Here is a 19,234-nt window from a genome sequence, read left to right as displayed (position 1 = left end):
TTTCGTGGCAGAAAATTATACCGTTTTCCGGGTATTGTTTAGAATGATTCCAGATAATAATTTTACCTCAAAACAAACCCGATGTGTCATTACAAAACAATCAGCAACAACTCCTTCGGCTGCCTCATTCAATGTAAAAACTGCGAACAATTCCATTTGGGGTTCGGTAATGTGGTACTCATCCTTTCCTACGACGAATTCATGCGGTTTTCAGACCAGGTTCACAACATTCACACCATGCATTACGAGGAAAAGAAGGAAACCGGTGAGAAAATCTACATGCATACCGACACCTCCAAAATGGTACTGGCTTTCAACCACAGGGAATGGATCAAACTTTACCAGTTATTGGAAGAATCCCGGTTTATGCTGTACGCTAACGAATTGATTGACCAGGCTTAATTATTGCGTTTCAGCCAGCCTCTTTTCCAGAAAACAAATACCAAAACGGCAGTTATCAGGATCATGAGCCCCCAAACCATGTAATAACCGTTACGCGATTTCAGTTCCGGCATATTTTCGAAATTCATCCCGTACACCCCGACAATAAAGGTCAAAGGAATGAAAATCGCGCTGGTTACCGTCAACACTTTCATAACTTCGTTCATGCGCTGGCCCTGAATTGCATAATAGAGGTTCGCAATACCATCCAGCATCTGTTTTTGCGCTTCGATTTCATCGATCAAACTGAAGCAGGTATCTTTCAGTTCCCGGAAATAATGAATATTATCTTCGATGATCATTTCATTTTCCACACGATCCAGCTGCCCCATCAGTTCTTTCATCGGGAATACGATCTTTCGTAAATCGAGTAATTTCCGTTTTTCCCATTCCACTTTCCGAAGCACCTCACTTTGCGGGTTCCGGAGCACGATCTTATCCAGCCTTTCAATGTTCAGAGCAATCTGCTCAACAACTTCCGTATAGTTGTCGATAATCGCTTCCAGCATGCGGAACAACAAGAAGTCAGGTCCTTTGTAACGCACTTTCCCGCGTTTGTACTCAATCCGCTCACGCACTTCCGGAAAGTGATCCGAAGGTTTTTCCTGGAAGGAAATCAGGTAATTATCCCCGATTATGAAACTGATACGCTCTTTGTTCAGGTCGTAATGGTTCGGACCTTCCTTGGGGAGTGCGGAAATGATACTGAAGAAAACGTAATCCGAATATTCTTCCAGTCGTGTGCGCTTATTTTCCGCAAACAAATCCTCCTGGAGCAACCTGTCGATACACAATTTATCACACAGTTTATTGATCGCCGCCTTATTCTTCATGGAATGAAAATTCAGCCAATAAGTCGAATTCATATCCTCAAACGGATTGAAGTTTTCCGCGAAATAATCTTCCGTGTTCTTCTCCAGCGTAAAAGCATCGAGATTATACTTGTAAAGTTGTGCTGCTTGAGACATATAACGAAAATAATCATTTTCGAATTAAGAATTGCGAATTGATATCAGGCACATCTGAATCAATTCCAGCCACGGATCAGATATTATTTTGAACCCGGCAAACAAAGAATTGTATCATTGAGAAAACAACCTTATGAAATCGCTTCTGATCATTCTGATTTTGCTTCCCTTTCGGGCAGTTTCTCAAACAGACACACTTGTTGTTGAAGTTATTTACGGATCGAAACCCATTGAAAAGAGTGAGCGGCATTGGTTCGGAGGAAAATTGGGCGGACACATCGGTCTGAGAATCGGAAATGACAGTGTGATGCACTTTGTTCCCGGCGGAAGAGTTGCTGCTACCAACATCAATTCGGACACCGGTAAATACCTTCTATCGAGTAGCAGGCAATTTTACCGTACTTTCTATTGCGACACCACCAAAACCTGCCGCATTTTCATCCCGGTTACTCCTGCTCAAAAACAGCAATTACTCAAAGATTCCGGCCCTTTCCTGAAAGCAGCCCCATATCCGTATGCATTTTTCGGGATGCGCTGTGCGGCGGCCTGCTACCACTTATTGTCGCTGGCTGACGTAACGAAAGACCGATCGAGAAGCAGTATGACCTGGAAATTCTTTTACCCGCGGAAATTTCGGAAATTCCTGTTTAAGGAGGCAACGAAAAAAGGATGGAAAATTACATCAACACCGGGATCAATCAAACGAAAATGGGATCATGACTAATTACGAATTTGAATATCGAATTAATTCAAAATGATGAATGCAAAATGCAAAAACCAATCATTTCTGAATTTTGAATGTTGAATTTTGAATTAATTTTTGGTAGCGATTAAACTCTTTTACGTTTGACGAACGCCGGATAGCTGCCAGGACTTTCAATTTTTCGTGCTGGGTCAAATGCCAGGAAAGACTGATGCGGTCTTTTTGCAATTCTCTCAGGTTCAGGTTCACCGTTTTAACCGGAACGCCATATTTATCCATAATCACACGCATCAATTCGTCCTGGTCGTAATCCTGGATACGCGGGAAATTGGTGAACACATTTGAAATGGGCGCCGTAAACTTATCGAAAAGCCCGAAAGAACGCGTTTGTTCATTGTACATGATCCGTTTGTTATCCCTGATCTGCAGGATTACTACTCCACTCGTGTTTTTACTGATCCAGGATTCCAGTCGCATAAGCCACTGAACCGTAATTTTAGTCCCGAAATTATCCCTTGCGCCTGCATCCATCACCTGAATCTCCGGAACAGTGGGCAAACTCGTCATCGGAAGTACATATGGAAAGGACGCATTCATGCGCAAAGCAGAAGACAAGCGCAGTTTTTCCGATTGCTGTCTTTTCAGCAGCAGGTGAATATCAATATTTTCCTGCACATGATTGTTTTCCGGCGAAGGCGAAGCGGAATCCATTAAGAAACTCAGTCCCAGTGACGAAATCATGATCCTTCTGCCGTCATTCACCACCGAAGGTGTCAAAATGAGATTCGGAATAATTCCTTTCTTTTCAAAGGCCCGGAAGTAGCGCAGCGGTTTATTCATACGCTCCCCGGTATTCTCATTCAAATCGGATTCAAACGCCATTGCCCGGTCATAACTGTATTCTGAGTCCTCAAAGGAAGATTGATAGCGGAAAAACAGATCGTTGGTGGATGCCGCAAAAGACAATTTATTCAATAAATCCTGTGAAATCTCTTCGAAATATTTTTTATCGTTGAAATCTACCTTTTGGGTCTGGTAATTCTCCAGCAACAAAGAACGGTAATACGACGCGCCCACCGTACCACCGGAAGCTCCCGTTATCATGGCAATGTGTTTCGACGACCTGAAATCCGTCAGGGAATCACACATGCGCAGCACCTGGAAAACCCAGGAAGCACTGCGCGAACCTCCTCCGGAAGTGTTTACCACCACCAATACCGGTTTCTTCTCTCCCGTTTGCTTTTTCCAATTTTCCAGGTAGGAAATGTAATTTTCGTAATCGTCCTCACGTACCTCCCAATCCTTACTCATTTCATAGATAGCCGAATCGCTGTAAACAGCCGGCTGATCATACGACAAGCCATAGGCCTGGGTCTGGAATTTGAACACATTCATCGTTTTCGACAAATAGTTCATGAGCAGAAAACACAGAATGAGAACCGGATACGCCCAAACACGCAGCCAGGATTGCAAGGCGCTCAGCAGCATCATAATAATAGTCAACAACAAAACCACACTTACCCCTGCAGGAACATCCAGGAAGGTTTTTCCACCGAAAAGCCCGATGAGAATAAACGTGACAATCGTCGCAATCTCAAAAATAGTGGTGGAAATCCGGTTCTGATCAAAAACAGACTGCAGCAGGGATTGTGCATAATGTTTGGTAGAACGGCATTGCTGTACCCGCAATCCTCTTCCAATATACCAATACAAGCGTTGCCTGTTCGATCCTTTTACCTTAATACGGTTCCGTTTCCCGAAACGCAACCAGCGGGTCGTACGCACCGAACTGTTCTCATCGAAGCGCTTCAACTCGAATAAATTCTTGTTGATCGGGAAGAAATAAAGCAATGCAACTCCCACAAACAGGAAAAAGCCCACCAAAAACCCCGAAACAAAGAAAAAGACGTTTATCCAGGACTCAAATTCCTCCATACGCTGAAAACGAACCACCCGGATTATGAAAAACAGGATGAAAGTCGTTGGAATGATGCTGTTATTGATACAAAAACGGACAAAAGGTTTGTTAACCATTGCCAGGAAGGAAAAACGGGAAGCCAATCGCATGTATGAATACGAATGAAATGCCATCGTAAGTCCTCCAAACGAGAAACCGATCAGTAAAAAAGAAAAAAAACTGGTATTCCCTTGGTATTCGGGAGATAAAAAGAGGTAAGACAGGCCGAAACCAATTCCAACTTTATCTGAAATCAGCAAAAAGAAAAACACCCAATAAAAGAATGCAAGCAGGTTGTGCTTTAAATGATGAGCCAATAAAACCAAGGGAAAAAATACCCTTATAAATTGAAACGTTTGGGAGGTAATATTTCGGAGTGCAGCCACAAACCCAATATTACGAATTAATGATGGTATTTTTGATACTCTTTCACAAAATCTGTCACCAGGTACGTTAAGGCTTTCCCGGCTATGATCTCATCCGTCTCGCTTTTAGGGGCCGCTTCCGGCAAATGCAGGTAGCAGACTTTTTCCAGCGAAGCCATCTTGCGAACATAAATCCGCGCCTGGTCCACCGAAATTCCCGAAGGAGTAAACGCGCTGGACGGCATGTATGCAATCGAATCCATATCCAGTTCCACTCCCATCACCGTTTGATAATGCGAATCATACACTTTATCGATATCCGCCTGGAATTTGAACGGTTTTTCCAGCCACGACTCGTAAAACGTAAAAAACGCCTTCATGTCCTGCAAACTATTCAGGATAAACTGGTTATTGTAAGATTCATGCAGTCCAAGCACCGAATAATGCCCGAGGAAACCATATTCATACGCGTAGGAGAACGGATTTCCGGAATGCCTTCCTTCCATAGCACGTGTGTCTGCATGCGGATCCAGGTTCACCACCGATATTGCCAGGCCGAGCGATTCCGAAACCCCTTTAATAATCGGATACGCATTGTTGTGTCCGCCACCGATCACCACCGGAATACCTCCGCAATCGACTACCTCTTTTACCCAACCAGAAACCAGGTAATCCAGATCATCTATGTGCATACTGGCAATGGCATCAATCGGTTCTTTCAAATCAATCACTCCATGCACACAAATCGAATTCCCATTCAGGAACTGGTTCGACTGTACTCCCAAAAAGCGGGGAATGAAAGCATCAAACGCCGCATGCGATCCTCCTCTGCCGGCATTTAATCTCGGTCCGACATCTTCCCTGATCCCGAGAATATGGAATTTTTTCTCCTTCCAATTCTCCGAATCTCCTCTGAAAAGTACATTTTGCCCGATACGGATTTCTCCGTCCCGTTCCGTCAGCCAGTTTTTCAAATCCGCTTCTGCCGGAAACTTCAGCTTAAAATAAGTCGACTCAAGCATGGTGTTTTTCCATTAGTTCAACAAAAGCGCGCGGCGGCTGTATCGGCCTCATATTCTCTTTCGAAACAAAGACCAGGGTTGTTTTTGCCTTACTCAGGCATTCCTGCTTTTCATTATAAAGCGTGTATTCAAAAAATAAGCGCGGACCTTTCAGTTCGGTTATTGCAGTAACAATCGTCAGTTCATCGTCGTATAAAGCCGGCTTGAAGTAATCCACTTCGAAATGACTCACAGGCAACATCACGCCGCTTTCTTCCAATTCCCGGTAGCTCATTCCCAGGGAACGCATTGCCTCCACCCTTCCAACTTCAAAATATGCTGCGTAATTTCCGTAATAGCAATAGCCCATCTGATCCGTTTCACCATATCTCACACGCACTTTCGTCGGGAATTCAAATGAAGTTTTCATGAAATTGTAAATTCTAAATAAATGCCGTTAAATGTCGTAACTATTTTTCAGATTTTGAGTTAGAATCCCAAGGTGTTAAAAAGTATATTTCAACAGTATTAATTCACTGTTATTGGAATCTAATTTCGTACCTTTGAGAGAGGCGATTTTATTTTCATTTAAACAGGATTTTTTAACATTAAACTATAAAATTTACTTATTCATCGAACAATCAGTAAGTTTTAAGATAATTAAAAGAAGATGTTAAAGGATTACTTCAACACAAAGCAAAACTTTTCAAATAATCAACCCCTAAACAACTTTTTTTTTCACTTTTTTATGAGAATATTTGCTCACTAAAAAATTCAGAGGCTTAACGCTTGAGCTATGAATCTATTACGCCGATTATTTTTTTATTAACAAATTATTATAAACTTTTAAATACCCTGCTAAATGAGTGCCAACCATGACGCTATTTGGAATTCCTGTCTGAAAGTTATCAAGGATAATTTACCGATTCAAGCCTACAAAACCTGGTTTGAGCCGATTGTTCCCGTAAAGCTTGAAAACAACATTCTGACAATACAAGTTCCATCTCACTTCTTTTATGAATGGTTGGAAGAGCATTACATTACTTTATTGAAAAAAGTAATCAAAAAAGAGCTAGGCCAGGAAGGTCATTTGGAATACAGTATTGTGATGGAAAATTCTGCCAGCAATTCCAATCCTTACACGGTTAAACTTCCGGCTTCGAACAAGAAAGCGGTGAAGAATGCGCCTGTAAACATGCCTTTGAACATCAGCGACAACCCGATTAAAAACCCGTTCATTATCCCGGGATTGAAGAAGGTAAATGTGGATTCGAACCTGAACCCTGCCTATTCCTTCGAGAATTTCGTGGAAGGCGACTGCAACCGTTTGGCTCGCTCAGCAGGATATGCTGTTGCAAACAAACCCGGAGGAACTGCTTTTAATCCTTTGTTAATTTACGGAGGTGTCGGTTTGGGTAAAACGCATTTGGCTCATTCTATCGGTATCGGTGTTAAGAACCAATTTCCGAATAAAACGGTGCTTTATGTAAGCTCTGAGAAATTTGCGCACCAGTTCATTGATGCTGTCCGCAATCAGACAACGAATGATTTCATTCACTTCTATCAAATGATCGACGTATTGATCATCGATGATGTGCAATTCTTCTCCGGAAAAGAAAAGACACAGGACGTTTTCTTCCATATCTTCAACCATTTGCACCAAAATGGAAAACAGATCATTTTGACTTCGGATAAACCGCCGGTTGAAATGCAGGGAATGGAGCAGCGTTTGCTGTCCCGTTTCAAATGGGGATTATCTGCAGACCTTTCTACTCCGGACCTGGAGACACGTATTGCAATCATGGAGAAGAAAATGTATGGCAGCGGTATCGAACTTCCACGTGAAGTTGTTGAATACCTTGCTTACAGTATCAACACAAACATCCGTGAAATGGAAGGTGCGATGACTTCCCTGCTTGCACAGGCTTCGTTGAACAAGAAAGCAATTACGCTGGACCTGGCGAAACAAATGATCGACAAGTTCGTGAAAAACACCGCTCGCGAAGTTTCTATCGATTACATCCAGAAAGTAGTTTGTGATTACTTCGATTTACCGATCGAAATGCTGAAATCGAAAACACGTAAGCGTGAAGTTGTTCAGGCTCGTCAGATTTCCATGTATTTCTCCAAGAAAATGACGAAATCATCGTTGGCCAGCATCGGAGCGCATTGTGGAGGAAAAGACCACGCAACTGTATTGCACGCTTGCAGAACGGTTATTAACCTTTCGGAAACAGACAAACAATTCCGGGTTTACCTGGAAGATTTGGAAAAGAAATTGACAATTCAATAATAGTAAATGGCTTCCCGAAACGGAGGCCATTTTGTTTTATGAAACAATTCTTTGAGAAGTCGCAAATTCGGGAATTCGCTTCTTCGCAAAGATATGAACAGATATTTATTTAAACACCTGATTATCAGTATTTAAATAAAAACTGTTTAAGCAAGAAATTTGGTATTCCCTTTAATTAATCTCTAAAATCTCATTCTTCCTATCTTTGTAACCCTATGCCCGAAAGCAAATTCAAAACAATTACAGCACCAAGCGAAGGATTCTACAAAGAGAAGGGATCTAAATTCCTTGCATTTGCCATTCCGTGCAAAACCGAAGAAGAGATCAAAGAACATATCCAACGCCTTCGGAAGGAGCACTACCAGGCTGTGCATGTTTGTTCTGCATTCCGTTTGGGAAGTGATAAGAAAAAATACCGGGCCAGTGACGACGGTGAACCTTCCAATTCAGCAGGAGCTCCGATCCTGGGACAGATCCAATCATTCGATCTTACAAACATCCTTATTGCAGTGGTACGTTATTACGGTGGAGTCAACCTGGGCGTCGGCGGTTTGATCAATGCTTATCGCACAGCCTCCAAAGAAGCTTTGGAAAGTGCTCGGATTATCGAACAGGAAGACGAAATTCGTGTCACACTATTCTACGATTACAATGAAATGCCACAGGTCATGGCATTATTAAAAAATAGTCCTGCGAAAATCATTAACCAGGATTTTCAGTTATCTTGTCAACTAAGTATTCAATTACCGGTTTCGGAATCGGGGCTTCTGGATCAGTTTGCAGCATTAAATTTGTTGCTTCCGGAAGAAAAACATATCAGAATAGAAAACCATGGAATTATCCAATAGTCAATTACTCCAGGATCTTATCAGCGTGCAGGGACTTGCAAGCGATGAATCACGTATCAAGTCATTTATCAAAGACTATGTACTCAGAAACCAGGGAACATGGAAATCGAAGCCGCACATTATTGATGGAGCAGGTTTCCAGGACGCCATGATCCTGGTTTTCGGAAATCCACGAACGGCTGTTTATGCGCATATGGACACAATCGGCTATTCCGTTGGTTATGAGAATGAATTGATCCGTGTAGGAGGACCGAAAAATATCGACGGAACACAATTGGTCGGAAATGATTCACAGGGAATTGTGGAAGGCGAACTGATGATCTTTGAGAATGAATACAATCAACAGCGCCTTCAGTTATCGTGCGACCGTACTGTTGATCGCGGTACATTGCTTTCATTCAAACCCAATTTCAAAGAAACAAAGGAATACGTTCAGTCTCCCTACCTCGACAACCGTTTAGGGGTTTATGTAGCGCTGCAACTGGCTGAAACGATGGAAAACGGAGCAATCGTATTTTCAACTTATGAGGAGCACGGAGGAAATTCCGTCGGAGCTTGTGCCAAATACCTGATGAACACTTATGATGTGCTGCAAGCTTTAATCTGCGACATTACGTGGGTTACTCACGGAGTTGTTCACAAAGGCGGAGTGGCAATTTCCATGCGCGACAGCATGATCCCCAGAAGAAAATACCTGAACAAGATTCTGAATATTGCCAGAGAATCCGGGATCAAACATCAATTGGAAGTAGAATCTGCCGGAGGAAGCGACGGTTCTGTATTACAGAAATCAGACCTTCCTATCGACTGGTGCTTTATCGGGGCAGCGGAAGACAATGTGCATACTCCGAATGAAAAGGTTTACAAGAAGGATATCGAATCGATGATCGAATTATACCGTGTTTTGATGGACCAATTGTAATCAGCGAACGGCAAAAGCTTCTTTGATATCGATTGCCCGGAACTCGGAACAAATCGTTGCTTGTTCGTCCAATTCTACAAACTTCAGTTTCAGGCGCAATTTATCGACATGAAATTTAGGATCTAAGTTCAAGGGAGAATACTTATGCTGTGTTTCACCGGAGAAAACCTGAATAACAACTCCGCAATCGAGTATCTGTACTTCTCCCAGAAAATAGATTCCATTGTCCGTTACAACCGGTTGAGGATTACCGGTTTTTGTTTCCGGCTGCGGTTGAGCAACAGACACATCTTTTGGAGGATGGCACGAAGCCACCAATCCAAGAACCAAGGTTAAAAGGGCTATTCGAATCATTCCTGAATGGTTTTTAATACGTTTTTTCCGGCAATAGCAGCGGTAGTCCATGCAGCCTGAAAATTGAATCCGCCGGTTACTCCGTCGATATCCAAAGTTTCACCGGCAAAAAAGAGCCCGGGAACTTTCTTCGCTTCCATCGTTTGTACGTTGATCTCATTCAGATCTACTCCGCCCGCTGTTACGAATTCTTCCTTAAAGGTTGTTTTTCCTTCCATGGAATACAAGTCATTTACCAGGACTTCCACCAATTTATTCTGGTGTTTGGATGTCAATTCCGAACATTTGAACTGATTTGGAATCCCTGCTTTCTCTACAAGGTACGTCCATAATCTCGATTTCAGGGAATAAAGTGGCGTATTTACAACTAATTTATTGGATTTTACAAATTCCCGGATCACTTCGCGCACCGATTCCTGGTTCTCCTCTCCTGTCCAGTTAACTGCAATTTGGGATTTGTATCCCTTTGTTTCAAGGATCCTTGCGCCGAATGCCGATGATTTCAATACCGCCGGGCCGCTCATTCCCCAATGTGTGATCAATAACGGTCCGTTTGAAGTCCATTTCTCCCCGATAATCTTCACTACGGCATTTTCCTGGACAATTCCCATCAGTTCCTTAATGGGTTCGTTTGGCATGTTGAAAGTAAAAAGCGAAGGAACCGGTGAAACGATCTTCAGATCAAAGGCTTTCAATAATTCAAACCCGGATAGCTTTGGCTGTCCGCCGGTTGTTACAATGACTGCTTTGGAACGAAACAGTTCTTCAGGAGTTTGAACTTCAAATAAGCCGGAATCGAGCTTTTTAATGGATTCGACCCGCTGATTCAACAATAATTGAACTCCGTTCTTCTTTAATTCGCCCAGGAAACAGTCGATGATCGTTTGTGAATCATTGCTCAGCGGAAAGTAACATCCGTCTGGATAAAGCTTCAACGGAACGTTCCTGTTTTCCAGCCAGTTTTTCATATCTGAACTTGAAAACTGGTAGAATGCTTTTTTCAGGAAGCGTTCTCCTCTCGGGTAATGTTTGGATAATGCTTCCGGTTCGGAAATGACATTGGTAACATTGCACCTTCCGCCTCCCGATATTTTGACCTTAGCCAAAGGTTTGGAGCTTCTTTCCAGAATGGCAATTTTTGCATGTTTATGGTTTTCCGAAGCCTTGATTGCCGAAAAACAACCTGCCGCTCCGGCACCGATTACTAAAACATCCAATTCTTTCATGGGTCAAAAGTAAGCAGAAAAAAAGACCTCCCGGATATCCGAAAGGTCTTTCTATCGTTTAACTGTCTCTTCGTAAGTTTACAAATTTGCTCATTTGCCGGTTTGCTAAATTACGAACCGATGCTTAGTGTAAAATCTGGATGTTCTTTCGCACGCTTTGTCCCGCGGAAAGAATCTCCACAATATAGGATCCGGCTCTCAATGAAGCTGTATTGATTGTCTCCTGGTTTCCGTTAGAAAACTGTTTCGTTAATACTTCTTTTCCATCCAGGCTAATGATACGGAAGGATTCCGCTGCACCGTTTGAAACAAGTAAGTGCAATTCATCATTTGCCGGATTCGGGTATACCGACAATTCCATTTGCAGCTCATTCAATCCCAAAGGACCGTTCGCTACCTGTACAGCATGCTGATAAGTTGCATAATTCTGCTTCGTTGCCGTAACCACCAGGTAATCATCCGTCGTTAAGGCCGGAAAAGTAATTACCGCTTGCCCGCCTGAAGCAATTGCAGAACCCAAAAGCACATTGTTTTGAGAAACAGCAACCAAAGCTCCTTCCACATCGCATGTTGCAGTAATGGAAGTTGTACCCACGGGAACATTTCCGGTATGTGTCACCGTAATCGGCAAGGTTTGCTTATTTCTGAACTGCGCCGAAGGGTCTCCGAACAGTACCCAGGTTTGCATCACTTCCACACCGCTTCCGGAAGGATATTCTTCCAGCATTGACATCTGTGAATTGTAGAACAAGCCACCCAATGTTGTTTTGTGATTCGCTGGATATGTTTCTCCGATAATTGCCGCCATTTCGTCCTGCGTTTGCATCGGTTCGGCCCAGGCCATCAAAATCGAGGAACCTGCCGCACCGATTGCACCGGATGGTGTTCCGTTTTTAGTAGCTCTTGTCCATGCCTCAGAAATACAAGTTCCGGAAGTGAAAGTCCCGTTATTACAGGCAACAGAGATTACAAACGGATATTTTCCATTGTTTGTCGCCTGGTTTACATGTGTGCTTTGGAAATTCCCGGTTACACATAAATTCACGTCGCCATGACCGGTGTAATTAAACAGACCTACTCCATTGTTTACTGCAGGAAGAATAATTCCTGAATTCGGGCTTCCGGCAGCATCCGAACCACCGTGAGAACCATCATAAAATTCAGAAACTTCTGAGTATCCGTAATCCATTAAAACAGTACGGATATTTCTCAGATGCTGCCAATCCGGTTCGTCGTCGTCACCGATTCCGTCGCCTTCATTCGATCCCAAACCAATCGCTTTTTCCATCCAGTCGCCTGCCATCGGGTTCTTTTCGTACTCCAGGGTGCGGTCAACCATCGTTGTAATATTTGCTTCCGAACCGGAAAAACGGCCCACAAACAATTCGGGGTAATAATCTCCGCCGGATAATTGGCCGTAATAAGAATCCGAATACAAATTCTCACCGCCCGACATGCCATAAGTATGTGCAGGAATATCGTCGTGATCTCCGACCAAAAGCACATAAACCAGATCGGGATGTGCCGCGTAGTAATTTTGGATATATGCCTGAATATCGGTATCGTTTGTTCCTGTCGTAGTGGTAGAAACCAGTGCAGACCGGATTCCTTTTTGGTTCTTCCAGTTCACCAACGGCGTGATTTCTTCTATTAAAGCCGGAGCAGCAATGAACAGCATGCTTCCACTCTCTTCCATCGGTGAGTATTTCTCCGTTTTAGGATTCAAGACAAATTTCTGCTGAGCCGACTGCATCACCGGATCTGTTTGACCGTTCAATTCATTCACTCCGGTAATCTCCGTATTCTTTTTTACAGTAATGTGAATGCCTTTGTAAACGATCAATTGTTTGGTTACCGGGTTGTATTGATAAGGAGAAACTTCTATCACCGCACCACGCATGGATCTCCAGATAAACGGAGTTTTCACCGTTGCTATGGAAGACGGATAAAAATCATTGGTGTTGTAAGCCGTACCGAATGTATATGCAACCGAGGAAGGCACTACATTTCGCTTGAGAACTCCTTTTGACGGAGCTACCAACATGTTATCGTAAATCGTTACTTCGTCAAATGTTAGTTCGATTTCAGGATTCCCGGTTTCAGGAAGCTGAACGGTTGTGTGGAATAAAGGAAGGGCCGGAGCACCTTTTTCCCGGGATAAAACCAGGAATGATCGGGAGAAATCAATCATGTTCTGCCCGTTGATTTCCTTGAATTCAAAAGGTTTTTCTGTAAATTGCTGCGTCAGTTCAATCACTTTGGAGTCTTCCGACTTCAACTGGAAACTTTGCGCATTGGAAAGAAAGGATCCACATAGCATGGAGCAAAGGAGGAGAGTTTTTTTCATTTTATTGTTTTAGCTCTCCCAATTTACTGATTATAACCAAACAAGCTGAATAATTAACATATACCTACTGGGAGTAACACCAAGTATCTGAAAAGAAAAAGGCCAAATGCAACTGCACTTAGCCTCTTTCCCTTAACCTGTAGATGTTAATAATTGATCCGTTATTTCCCTTAACGCGAGATCCGGCAAAAGGTTTCAAAAAAGATTATTTTTCAGAAAAAAAATTAAAACATGATGTAAATCACCTTTTCTTCTGTAGGGTGTTTCTAACTTTGCTCCAGCTCAAATTTGCAACAGATGTTATTCGGAAAAGGATCGAGATTATACAGTATTTTCAAGATGAAATGTCCCAGATGCCAGGAAGGTGATTTTTTCCTTTCTCATCCCTATTCCATGAAAAACATCGGTAAAACCTATACATATTGCCCCAACTGTGGTCTGAAATACGAAAAAGAGATCGGGTTTTATTACGGCGCCATGTATGTATCATACGGTTTGGGAGTCGCACTTTTTGTAGCTTGCTGGGTAAGCTTTAATTTATTTATGCCGCAAGCGAACATCTGGCTGCAAATCTGCGTCATTTCCGGGCTTTCCATTTTCCTGAGTCCTTACCTGTATGCCTTGTCGAAAATCATTTGGGCAAATATTTTCTTTTCGTATGATCCGGAAGCAATTGAAAGGTTCAAAGAAAGTTCAAAGAGTTAAAATGGCTCAAAAGTTAAAGACTCAATTTTGAACATTTTGAACATTTTGAACATTTTGAACATTTTGAACATTTTGAACTAAAATAAAAATCCCCCAGCCGGCAAACTGAGGGACTTGTTTCAAACTACAAAACAATTATTGAAGGATGACATTTCGATCTTTCGGGTATTTGATCTTAAACGAGTAGGTAAATTTGTCTGTGACTTTGGTTTTCAGATCCAATGTCCAGGTTAATTTTCCAGTCGTTTTGTCATAATCAGCTTTCCCCGTATTGATCGCTTCTATAACGATTTCTCCGTTACTGGTTACAGGAATCTGGTCCTCGATGACCAATTCGATCGTATTTGCTTTCAGGTTCTTCACCGAAATTTCATAAGCATACGTGCGCTCCATATCGTTTCCAATCACTTTTTCCTTGTAATCTTTTTTCAGCAAAATGCGTTTTGCCACAATGTTCGGATCTTTCCCCAAACTCAGCTTCAAGGTATCGTTCATGGTTGTAGGGTCGATGTATGTTTCCCCGATATAAGTTCCGTCGAAGAAGATATTCGCGCTAGCAGGAACCAGTTGTAAATCTTCCAGTTTCAACACTTCTGCCATCAGGAATACTCCCGGATCGATTTTAGGAACGGTGTAATAACGGTAATTCGCCGTCAGGTCTACATTTCGGACCAAAACCAAATGACTTTCATCATTACTTTCAATCGTATACGGAAGATCTATCTTGTATTCCGCAGACAATACGCGGTTGATAACGGTTGTAAAGTTTGCTGCAGTTTCACCTTCCATATCCAGTGTTTCGGCATCCGCTTCCTCTTTAAGCACTTTTTTATCGTATTGTATAGAAGGCGCCGGAGTCAGGCTGTAACTGTTCATGCGACCATTAATAGCTCCGAAGTTGTAATAATCCACATACCACGGATGCAAATCGGGCTTGATCTTGTTTTGGTACGGATCATTCGTTGATAAGGTCAATTGTACATCATTCCACGCTTCACCGGTATTTTGCTGGATATTTGCCTTGTAAGCCAGGTTAACCTTCCCGGAAGTAATTTCACTGCGGATATCGTAAGTAGGAATCCAGGAAGCTCCGGAAGCCAAATAAGAAATGGCCAGTCTTCCCGCAACTACTTCTTTGGACTGCAATGTCACAATGATCCGGTGAATCGGGCCCTCGGGAATTTTCGGTGCATTCGATGATTGATAATTCTGAAGATCCGTCAGGCGGGTATTCATTTCCTGCAGAGTGTTGTTTTTTGCTTTTATCCGCTTGTTGAGTATCTGCAATTTTTTGTTGATTTCGTTCATCTTCAACTGGTAATAATCCATTGCCTGCTTCAATAACTGGATGGAATCATTCACTTTTCCTTGTCCGCGAATCGCCCCGTTGTTGGTCAGAATAGTTTTGGAGGTATTCAATACATCGATCTCATCCTGGATCTCTTTGATGTCGAACTGGATATTGTCGATGGAATCCTGCAAGAGGTTAATGTCTTTGCGGATTTTCAGCGGAAGCCCCTCCAATTTGATCTTTTCTGGTTGCGGATAGTAAACCTGGTACTTGGAATCAATCAGCACCACATTGCCAAAAGCTTTGACCTGTAAACTTTTCGGATCAATATTCGGACTTACACCTTCGATGATCAGTTCGGTAATACCGGGTTTTACATTGAAATTTGCTTTGCGGTAAATCTGTGCACCACTGGTATAAACCGTTACTTCACTGATGGAAGATTTAATAATTTCTTTGTCGTTGGCTGCAAGTGAGAGGAAACTCGGGAGAATCGCCAGGAGGACAATAACTACTCTTTTCATAGGAATCAATTTCCCTTTAGTACTTCCGGAAGGAAAATTCGTTCAAAAGAATTTTAACAAAAAAGAAAAAAGTCACTTCGACTCCGCTCAGTGACCTTTTTTGAATGTTTCAAGACATCCTATTTGACAGGGTGATTTCGACTTGCTCAACAACCCTCCTTAAACTATTTATACATGATTTAGACTGTCAAGGTCACTTCGACTGCGCTCAGTGACCTTGATATCAAATCAGTGCTTTTATCTCTCCGATAATGCGGTCTGCCAGATCCGAAGCGGCCTGCGCATCTTTACTTTCCGTATAAACACGAATAATCGGTTCCGTATTGCTTTTACGCAGGTGTACCCATTCTTTCCCGATATAGATTTTCACACCATCTACGGTATCCACTTCTTCGTTTTTATAGTTGTCGGCCATTTTCACAAGGATTGCATCCACGTCAATTCCCGGGGTCAAATCGATTTTCTTCTTCGCCATTTCGTAATTCGGGTAAGAAGCACGAAGCGCCGTCATACTCATTTTTTTATGCGCCAAATGCGATAAGAACAAGGCTATTCCAACCAAAGAGTCTCTTCCATAATGTAAGTCCGGGTAAATGATCCCGCCATTTCCTTCGCCTCCGATTACTGCGTTGGTTTCTTTCATTTTCACTACCACATTCACCTCTCCCACTGCAGAAGCATGGTAATTACATCCTACTTCTTCTGTAATATCTCTCAAAGCTCTGGTAGAACTCAAATTGGAAACCGTTGCGCCTTTTCTTTTCGAAAGGATGTATTCCGAAACGGCAACCAGTGTATATTCTTCCCCGAACATCGATCCGTCCTCGTTTACCAAAGCCAAACGGTCCACATCCGGATCTACGGTAATTCCCAAATGAGCGCCTTCCGAAACCACGCGTGCAGACAATTCTACCAGGTGTTCCTTCAAAGGCTCCGGATTATGCGGGAAATGTCCTGTCGGATCGCAATACATTTCAACGATATCGGTGACTCCTATCCTGCGCAGCAATTGCGGAACAGAAATTCCTCCGGTAGAGTTCACGGCATCCACAACCACTTTGAAGTTCGCATTTTTAATTGCCGGAATATCCACATCCGGAAGCTGGCAAATGGCTTCAATATGTCTGTCAATTGCTTCAGTATCGGGCGTTACTTTCCCCAAATCATCCACTTCCGCGAAAACGAAGCTTCCTTCAGCAGCGATTTGCAGCAACAATTCCCCTTCCGCACCGGAAATAAATTCTCCTTTGCTGTTCAATAGCTTCAGGGCATTCCATTGTTTCGGATTGTGTGAAGCTGTCAGAATAATTCCCCCGTTTGCCTGGTGATAAGGAACCGCCATTTCAACTGTCGGAGTGGTGGATAATCCCAAATCGATCACTTCAATCCCGAGTCCAGAAAGGGTTTGAATAACCAGTGTGGAAATCATTTCACCGGAAAGGCGCGCATCTCTCCCCACTACTACTTTCAATGTTCCGGTACCTGAAACGGACCGAAGCCAGGTTCCGTAAGCAGCTGCAAACTGAACTGCATCGATCGGAGTTAAATTATCTCCCGGAGAACCACCGATGGTTCCTCTGATTCCTGAAATAGATTTGATTAATGTCATTTCAAATTCAAAATGTAAAATTCAAAATGCAAAAGAGAAGGTCCTAACTTTTGAATTTTGAATTTTGAATTCATAATTCTCTTTTAAGTTCGATCATTCGCAGTACCGTCACTGCAGCTTCCACACCTTTATTTCCGTGTTTTCCTCCTGCACGGTCAATGGATTGCTGTTCCGTATTGTCTGTCAGCAAACAAAATCCTACCGGTTTGTTGTACTTTAAGGTAACATCTACAATACCCTGTGTTGTTCCGGAACAAACAAAGTCAAAATGCCTGGTTTCTCCCTGGATGACCACACCGATAGCAATCACTCCGTCGATTTGTTCGTTCTGCGCCAGCCACTGAGCTCCCAAAGGCAATTCAAATGCCCCCGGAACCTGCTTCACATGAATGTTTGATTGGTTTACTCCTGCGTTCAGAAGTGTTTCCATTGCTCCCTCCAGGAGTTTGGAAGTAATATGACCGTTCCATTCAGAAACAACAATGCCGATTGAAAAATCGGCACCGTTTGGAATTGTATCTTTATCGAACGCTGATAAGTTTTTTAAACTTGTAGCCACGTTTCTAATTATTTAATTGGATACTCTTGCAATGTATTTGTCAATCGATTTTTGTTGACCGAACATGTAATAATCCTTGTTAATTCTTTCGTAAAGTTCTTTTGCTTTCTCGAAATCCTTGATTTCTTCTGCAACCTGACCTGCTTTGAACAAATAAGTTGGTGTTGTCCACTCATTCTCATTAGCTTCAGCAGCATCAATATACATATCCATTGCATCCTTGTATTTACCCAATTCGCTGTAGCAATCTCCCTGTAAACCAAGTGCCATTGCCGGACCATAAGTATCTTTCAGTTTAACACCTTCCAGCAATTTCAATGCTTTCTGGAAATCTCCTTTAGCCATGTACTGACGAGCCAATGTAAACTCAGCTACTTCACCACCCTGATATCCGTCATTTTTCTTAACGAACGGTTCCAATTCTGCAATTGCTGCATCTACTGAGTCTTTCGCTGCCAGATTCAACCCGCGGTAGTAACCTTCGTTTGCCTTTAGGTTGTTCGGAGCGTAAACAAATTGTCTGTAAAGAATGTATCCAAGGATTACAACGATTAATCCAACCACTGCGTAAGTGATCAAACGAAGTCTTTTGTTGTCTTTGAATTGACGTTTAATATCATTAAAACTGGTAGTTCCTGCCATTTGAAAATTTATTTAAGCGTTGCAAAAATAATCTTTTTTTCGAATTAGGAATTGAAACTTATTAAAAGGTGAATGTGAAGAAGGTTGAAAAGGTTCAAAACAGTTCAAAAGTTCAATGAATTGAAAATTGAAAAGATAATTATCAATTGATCAATGATCAAATGGATGCAAACAATTATTTAAAAAAGTATTTGAACATTTGAACATTTGAACATTTGAACATCCAAAATAATCAGGCATCCGTCATTCGCAATTTGCAATTCACAAAAAAAAGATACCTTTGCCCCGTTTTAGGTTCGATTGTAAGTTTACAAAAGACAATAGGGAATTCGGTGAGAATCCGAAACTGTATCTGCAGCTGTAACTCTTATCAAACGGTCTTCAATAAATCCACTGATCCCGCACCTGCGGGAATGGGAAGGAGAAGTAACCGGAGAGAAGTCAGAATACCTGCCTGGAACGATGAATTGAATGAAGAC

Annotated in this window: 17 protein-coding genes and 1 riboswitch; of the genes, 6 read left to right on the top strand and 11 right to left on the bottom strand. The window is 42.4% G+C overall.

All coding sequences use genetic code 11. From position 1 onward, the window contains the following. Nucleotides 1–81: 81 nt before the first annotated feature. Nucleotides 82–402, top strand: a complete 321-nt coding sequence (locus ABDW02_RS03890; protein WP_343632285.1) for a DUF6686 family protein — start codon at nt 82–84, stop codon at nt 400–402. On the opposite strand, the gene corA is transcribed toward ABDW02_RS03890, so the two are convergent. Beyond that, entirely contained in the window at nt 399–1,409 is a 1,011-nt protein-coding gene (gene corA, locus ABDW02_RS03885; protein WP_343632283.1) for a magnesium/cobalt transporter CorA, read from the bottom strand. The genes ABDW02_RS03890 and corA overlap by 4 nt on opposite strands. Nucleotides 1,410–1,542: 133 nt before the next feature. On the opposite strand from corA, the gene ABDW02_RS03880 reads away from it, so the two are divergent. Next, nucleotides 1,543–2,133 (top strand): hypothetical protein, encoded by a 591-nt coding sequence (locus tag ABDW02_RS03880; protein ID WP_343632281.1) that lies wholly within the window; start codon nt 1,543–1,545, stop codon nt 2,131–2,133. Between the two features lie 57 nt (nt 2,134–2,190). Here the strand turns inward: ABDW02_RS03880 and ABDW02_RS03875 are convergent, their stop codons facing one another. Genes ABDW02_RS03875 through ABDW02_RS03865 form a run of 3 tightly spaced genes read right to left on the bottom strand, consistent with a single transcriptional unit; the run spans nt 2,191 to nt 5,865 of the window. Then, on the bottom strand, nt 2,191–4,455 hold the full coding sequence (locus ABDW02_RS03875; protein ID WP_343632279.1) for a hypothetical protein: 2,265 nt from the start codon (nt 4,453–4,455) through the stop codon (nt 2,191–2,193). 17 nt (nt 4,456–4,472) lie between these two features. Then, nucleotides 4,473–5,456: an arginase family protein gene (locus ABDW02_RS03870; protein WP_343632277.1), complete on the bottom strand. Its 984-nt coding sequence runs from the start codon at nt 5,454–5,456 to the stop codon at nt 4,473–4,475. Continuing rightward, on the bottom strand, nt 5,449–5,865 hold the full coding sequence (locus ABDW02_RS03865; RefSeq protein ID WP_343632275.1) for a thioesterase family protein: 417 nt from the start codon (nt 5,863–5,865) through the stop codon (nt 5,449–5,451). Before ABDW02_RS03865 ends, ABDW02_RS03870 begins: the two co-directional genes overlap by 8 nt. A gap of 432 nt (nt 5,866–6,297) precedes the next feature. On the opposite strand from ABDW02_RS03865, the gene dnaA reads away from it, so the two are divergent. From dnaA to ABDW02_RS03850, 3 genes are all read left to right on the top strand, one after another. After that, nucleotides 6,298–7,728, top strand: coding sequence for a chromosomal replication initiator protein DnaA (gene dnaA / locus ABDW02_RS03860; protein WP_144331727.1), 1,431 nt, complete (start codon nt 6,298–6,300; stop codon nt 7,726–7,728). Nucleotides 7,729–7,943: 215 nt separating this feature from the next. Further along, on the top strand, nt 7,944–8,576 hold the full coding sequence (locus tag ABDW02_RS03855) for a YigZ family protein (RefSeq protein ID WP_343632269.1): 633 nt from the start codon (nt 7,944–7,946) through the stop codon (nt 8,574–8,576). Then, nucleotides 8,560–9,498, top strand: coding sequence for a M20/M25/M40 family metallo-hydrolase (locus tag ABDW02_RS03850; protein WP_343632267.1), 939 nt, complete (start codon nt 8,560–8,562; stop codon nt 9,496–9,498). The genes ABDW02_RS03855 and ABDW02_RS03850 overlap by 17 nt, the downstream gene beginning before the upstream one ends. Here the strand turns inward: ABDW02_RS03850 and ABDW02_RS03845 are convergent, their stop codons facing one another. From ABDW02_RS03845 to ABDW02_RS03835, 3 genes are all read right to left on the bottom strand, one after another. After that, the gene (locus tag ABDW02_RS03845; protein ID WP_343632265.1) at nt 9,499–9,852 is read right to left on the bottom strand and encodes a hypothetical protein; all 354 of its coding nucleotides are present in this window, start codon (nt 9,850–9,852) and stop codon (nt 9,499–9,501) included. It lies immediately after the preceding gene. Next, entirely contained in the window at nt 9,849–11,078 is a 1,230-nt protein-coding gene (locus ABDW02_RS03840; RefSeq protein ID WP_343632263.1) for an NAD(P)/FAD-dependent oxidoreductase, read from the bottom strand. The genes ABDW02_RS03845 and ABDW02_RS03840 overlap by 4 nt, the downstream gene beginning before the upstream one ends. 124 nt (nt 11,079–11,202) lie before the next feature. Continuing rightward, nucleotides 11,203–13,425 (bottom strand): C25 family cysteine peptidase, encoded by a 2,223-nt coding sequence (locus ABDW02_RS03835; RefSeq protein ID WP_343632261.1) that lies wholly within the window; start codon nt 13,423–13,425, stop codon nt 11,203–11,205. Nucleotides 13,426–13,722: 297 nt separating this feature from the next. Here ABDW02_RS03835 and ABDW02_RS03830 point away from each other — a divergent pair, with 297 nt between their 5' ends. Continuing rightward, entirely contained in the window at nt 13,723–14,130 is a 408-nt protein-coding gene (locus ABDW02_RS03830) for a DUF983 domain-containing protein (protein ID WP_343632259.1), read from the top strand. A gap of 135 nt (nt 14,131–14,265) precedes the next feature. Here the strand turns inward: ABDW02_RS03830 and ABDW02_RS03825 are convergent, their stop codons facing one another. The 4 genes from ABDW02_RS03825 to ABDW02_RS03810 form a co-directional block, all read right to left on the bottom strand. Beyond that, the gene (locus ABDW02_RS03825; RefSeq protein ID WP_343632257.1) at nt 14,266–15,945 is read right to left on the bottom strand and encodes a DUF4139 domain-containing protein; all 1,680 of its coding nucleotides are present in this window, start codon (nt 15,943–15,945) and stop codon (nt 14,266–14,268) included. A 223-nt stretch (nt 15,946–16,168) separates the two neighbouring features. Then, complete coding sequence (gene glmM / locus ABDW02_RS03820; protein ID WP_343632255.1) at nt 16,169–17,554, bottom strand: phosphoglucosamine mutase; 1,386 nt, start codon at nt 17,552–17,554, stop codon at nt 16,169–16,171. Nucleotides 17,555–17,624: 70 nt separating this feature from the next. Next, nucleotides 17,625–18,113: a 6,7-dimethyl-8-ribityllumazine synthase gene (gene ribH / locus ABDW02_RS03815; protein WP_343632253.1), complete on the bottom strand. Its 489-nt coding sequence runs from the start codon at nt 18,111–18,113 to the stop codon at nt 17,625–17,627. 12 nt (nt 18,114–18,125) lie between these two features. After that, nucleotides 18,126–18,755, bottom strand: a complete 630-nt coding sequence (locus tag ABDW02_RS03810) for a tetratricopeptide repeat protein (RefSeq protein WP_343632251.1) — start codon at nt 18,753–18,755, stop codon at nt 18,126–18,128. A 275-nt stretch (nt 18,756–19,030) separates the two neighbouring features. After that, a riboswitch (cobalamin riboswitch) is annotated at nt 19,031–19,228 on the top strand. Nucleotides 19,229–19,234: the final 6 nt, after the last annotated feature.

It is taken from the genome of Fluviicola sp., assembly GCF_039596395.1.
Lineage (GTDB): Bacteria > Bacteroidota > Bacteroidia > Flavobacteriales_D > Crocinitomicaceae > Fluviicola.
Note: the sequence above shows the minus strand (reverse complement) of the source record. Positions and strands in the feature narration are given on the sequence as shown.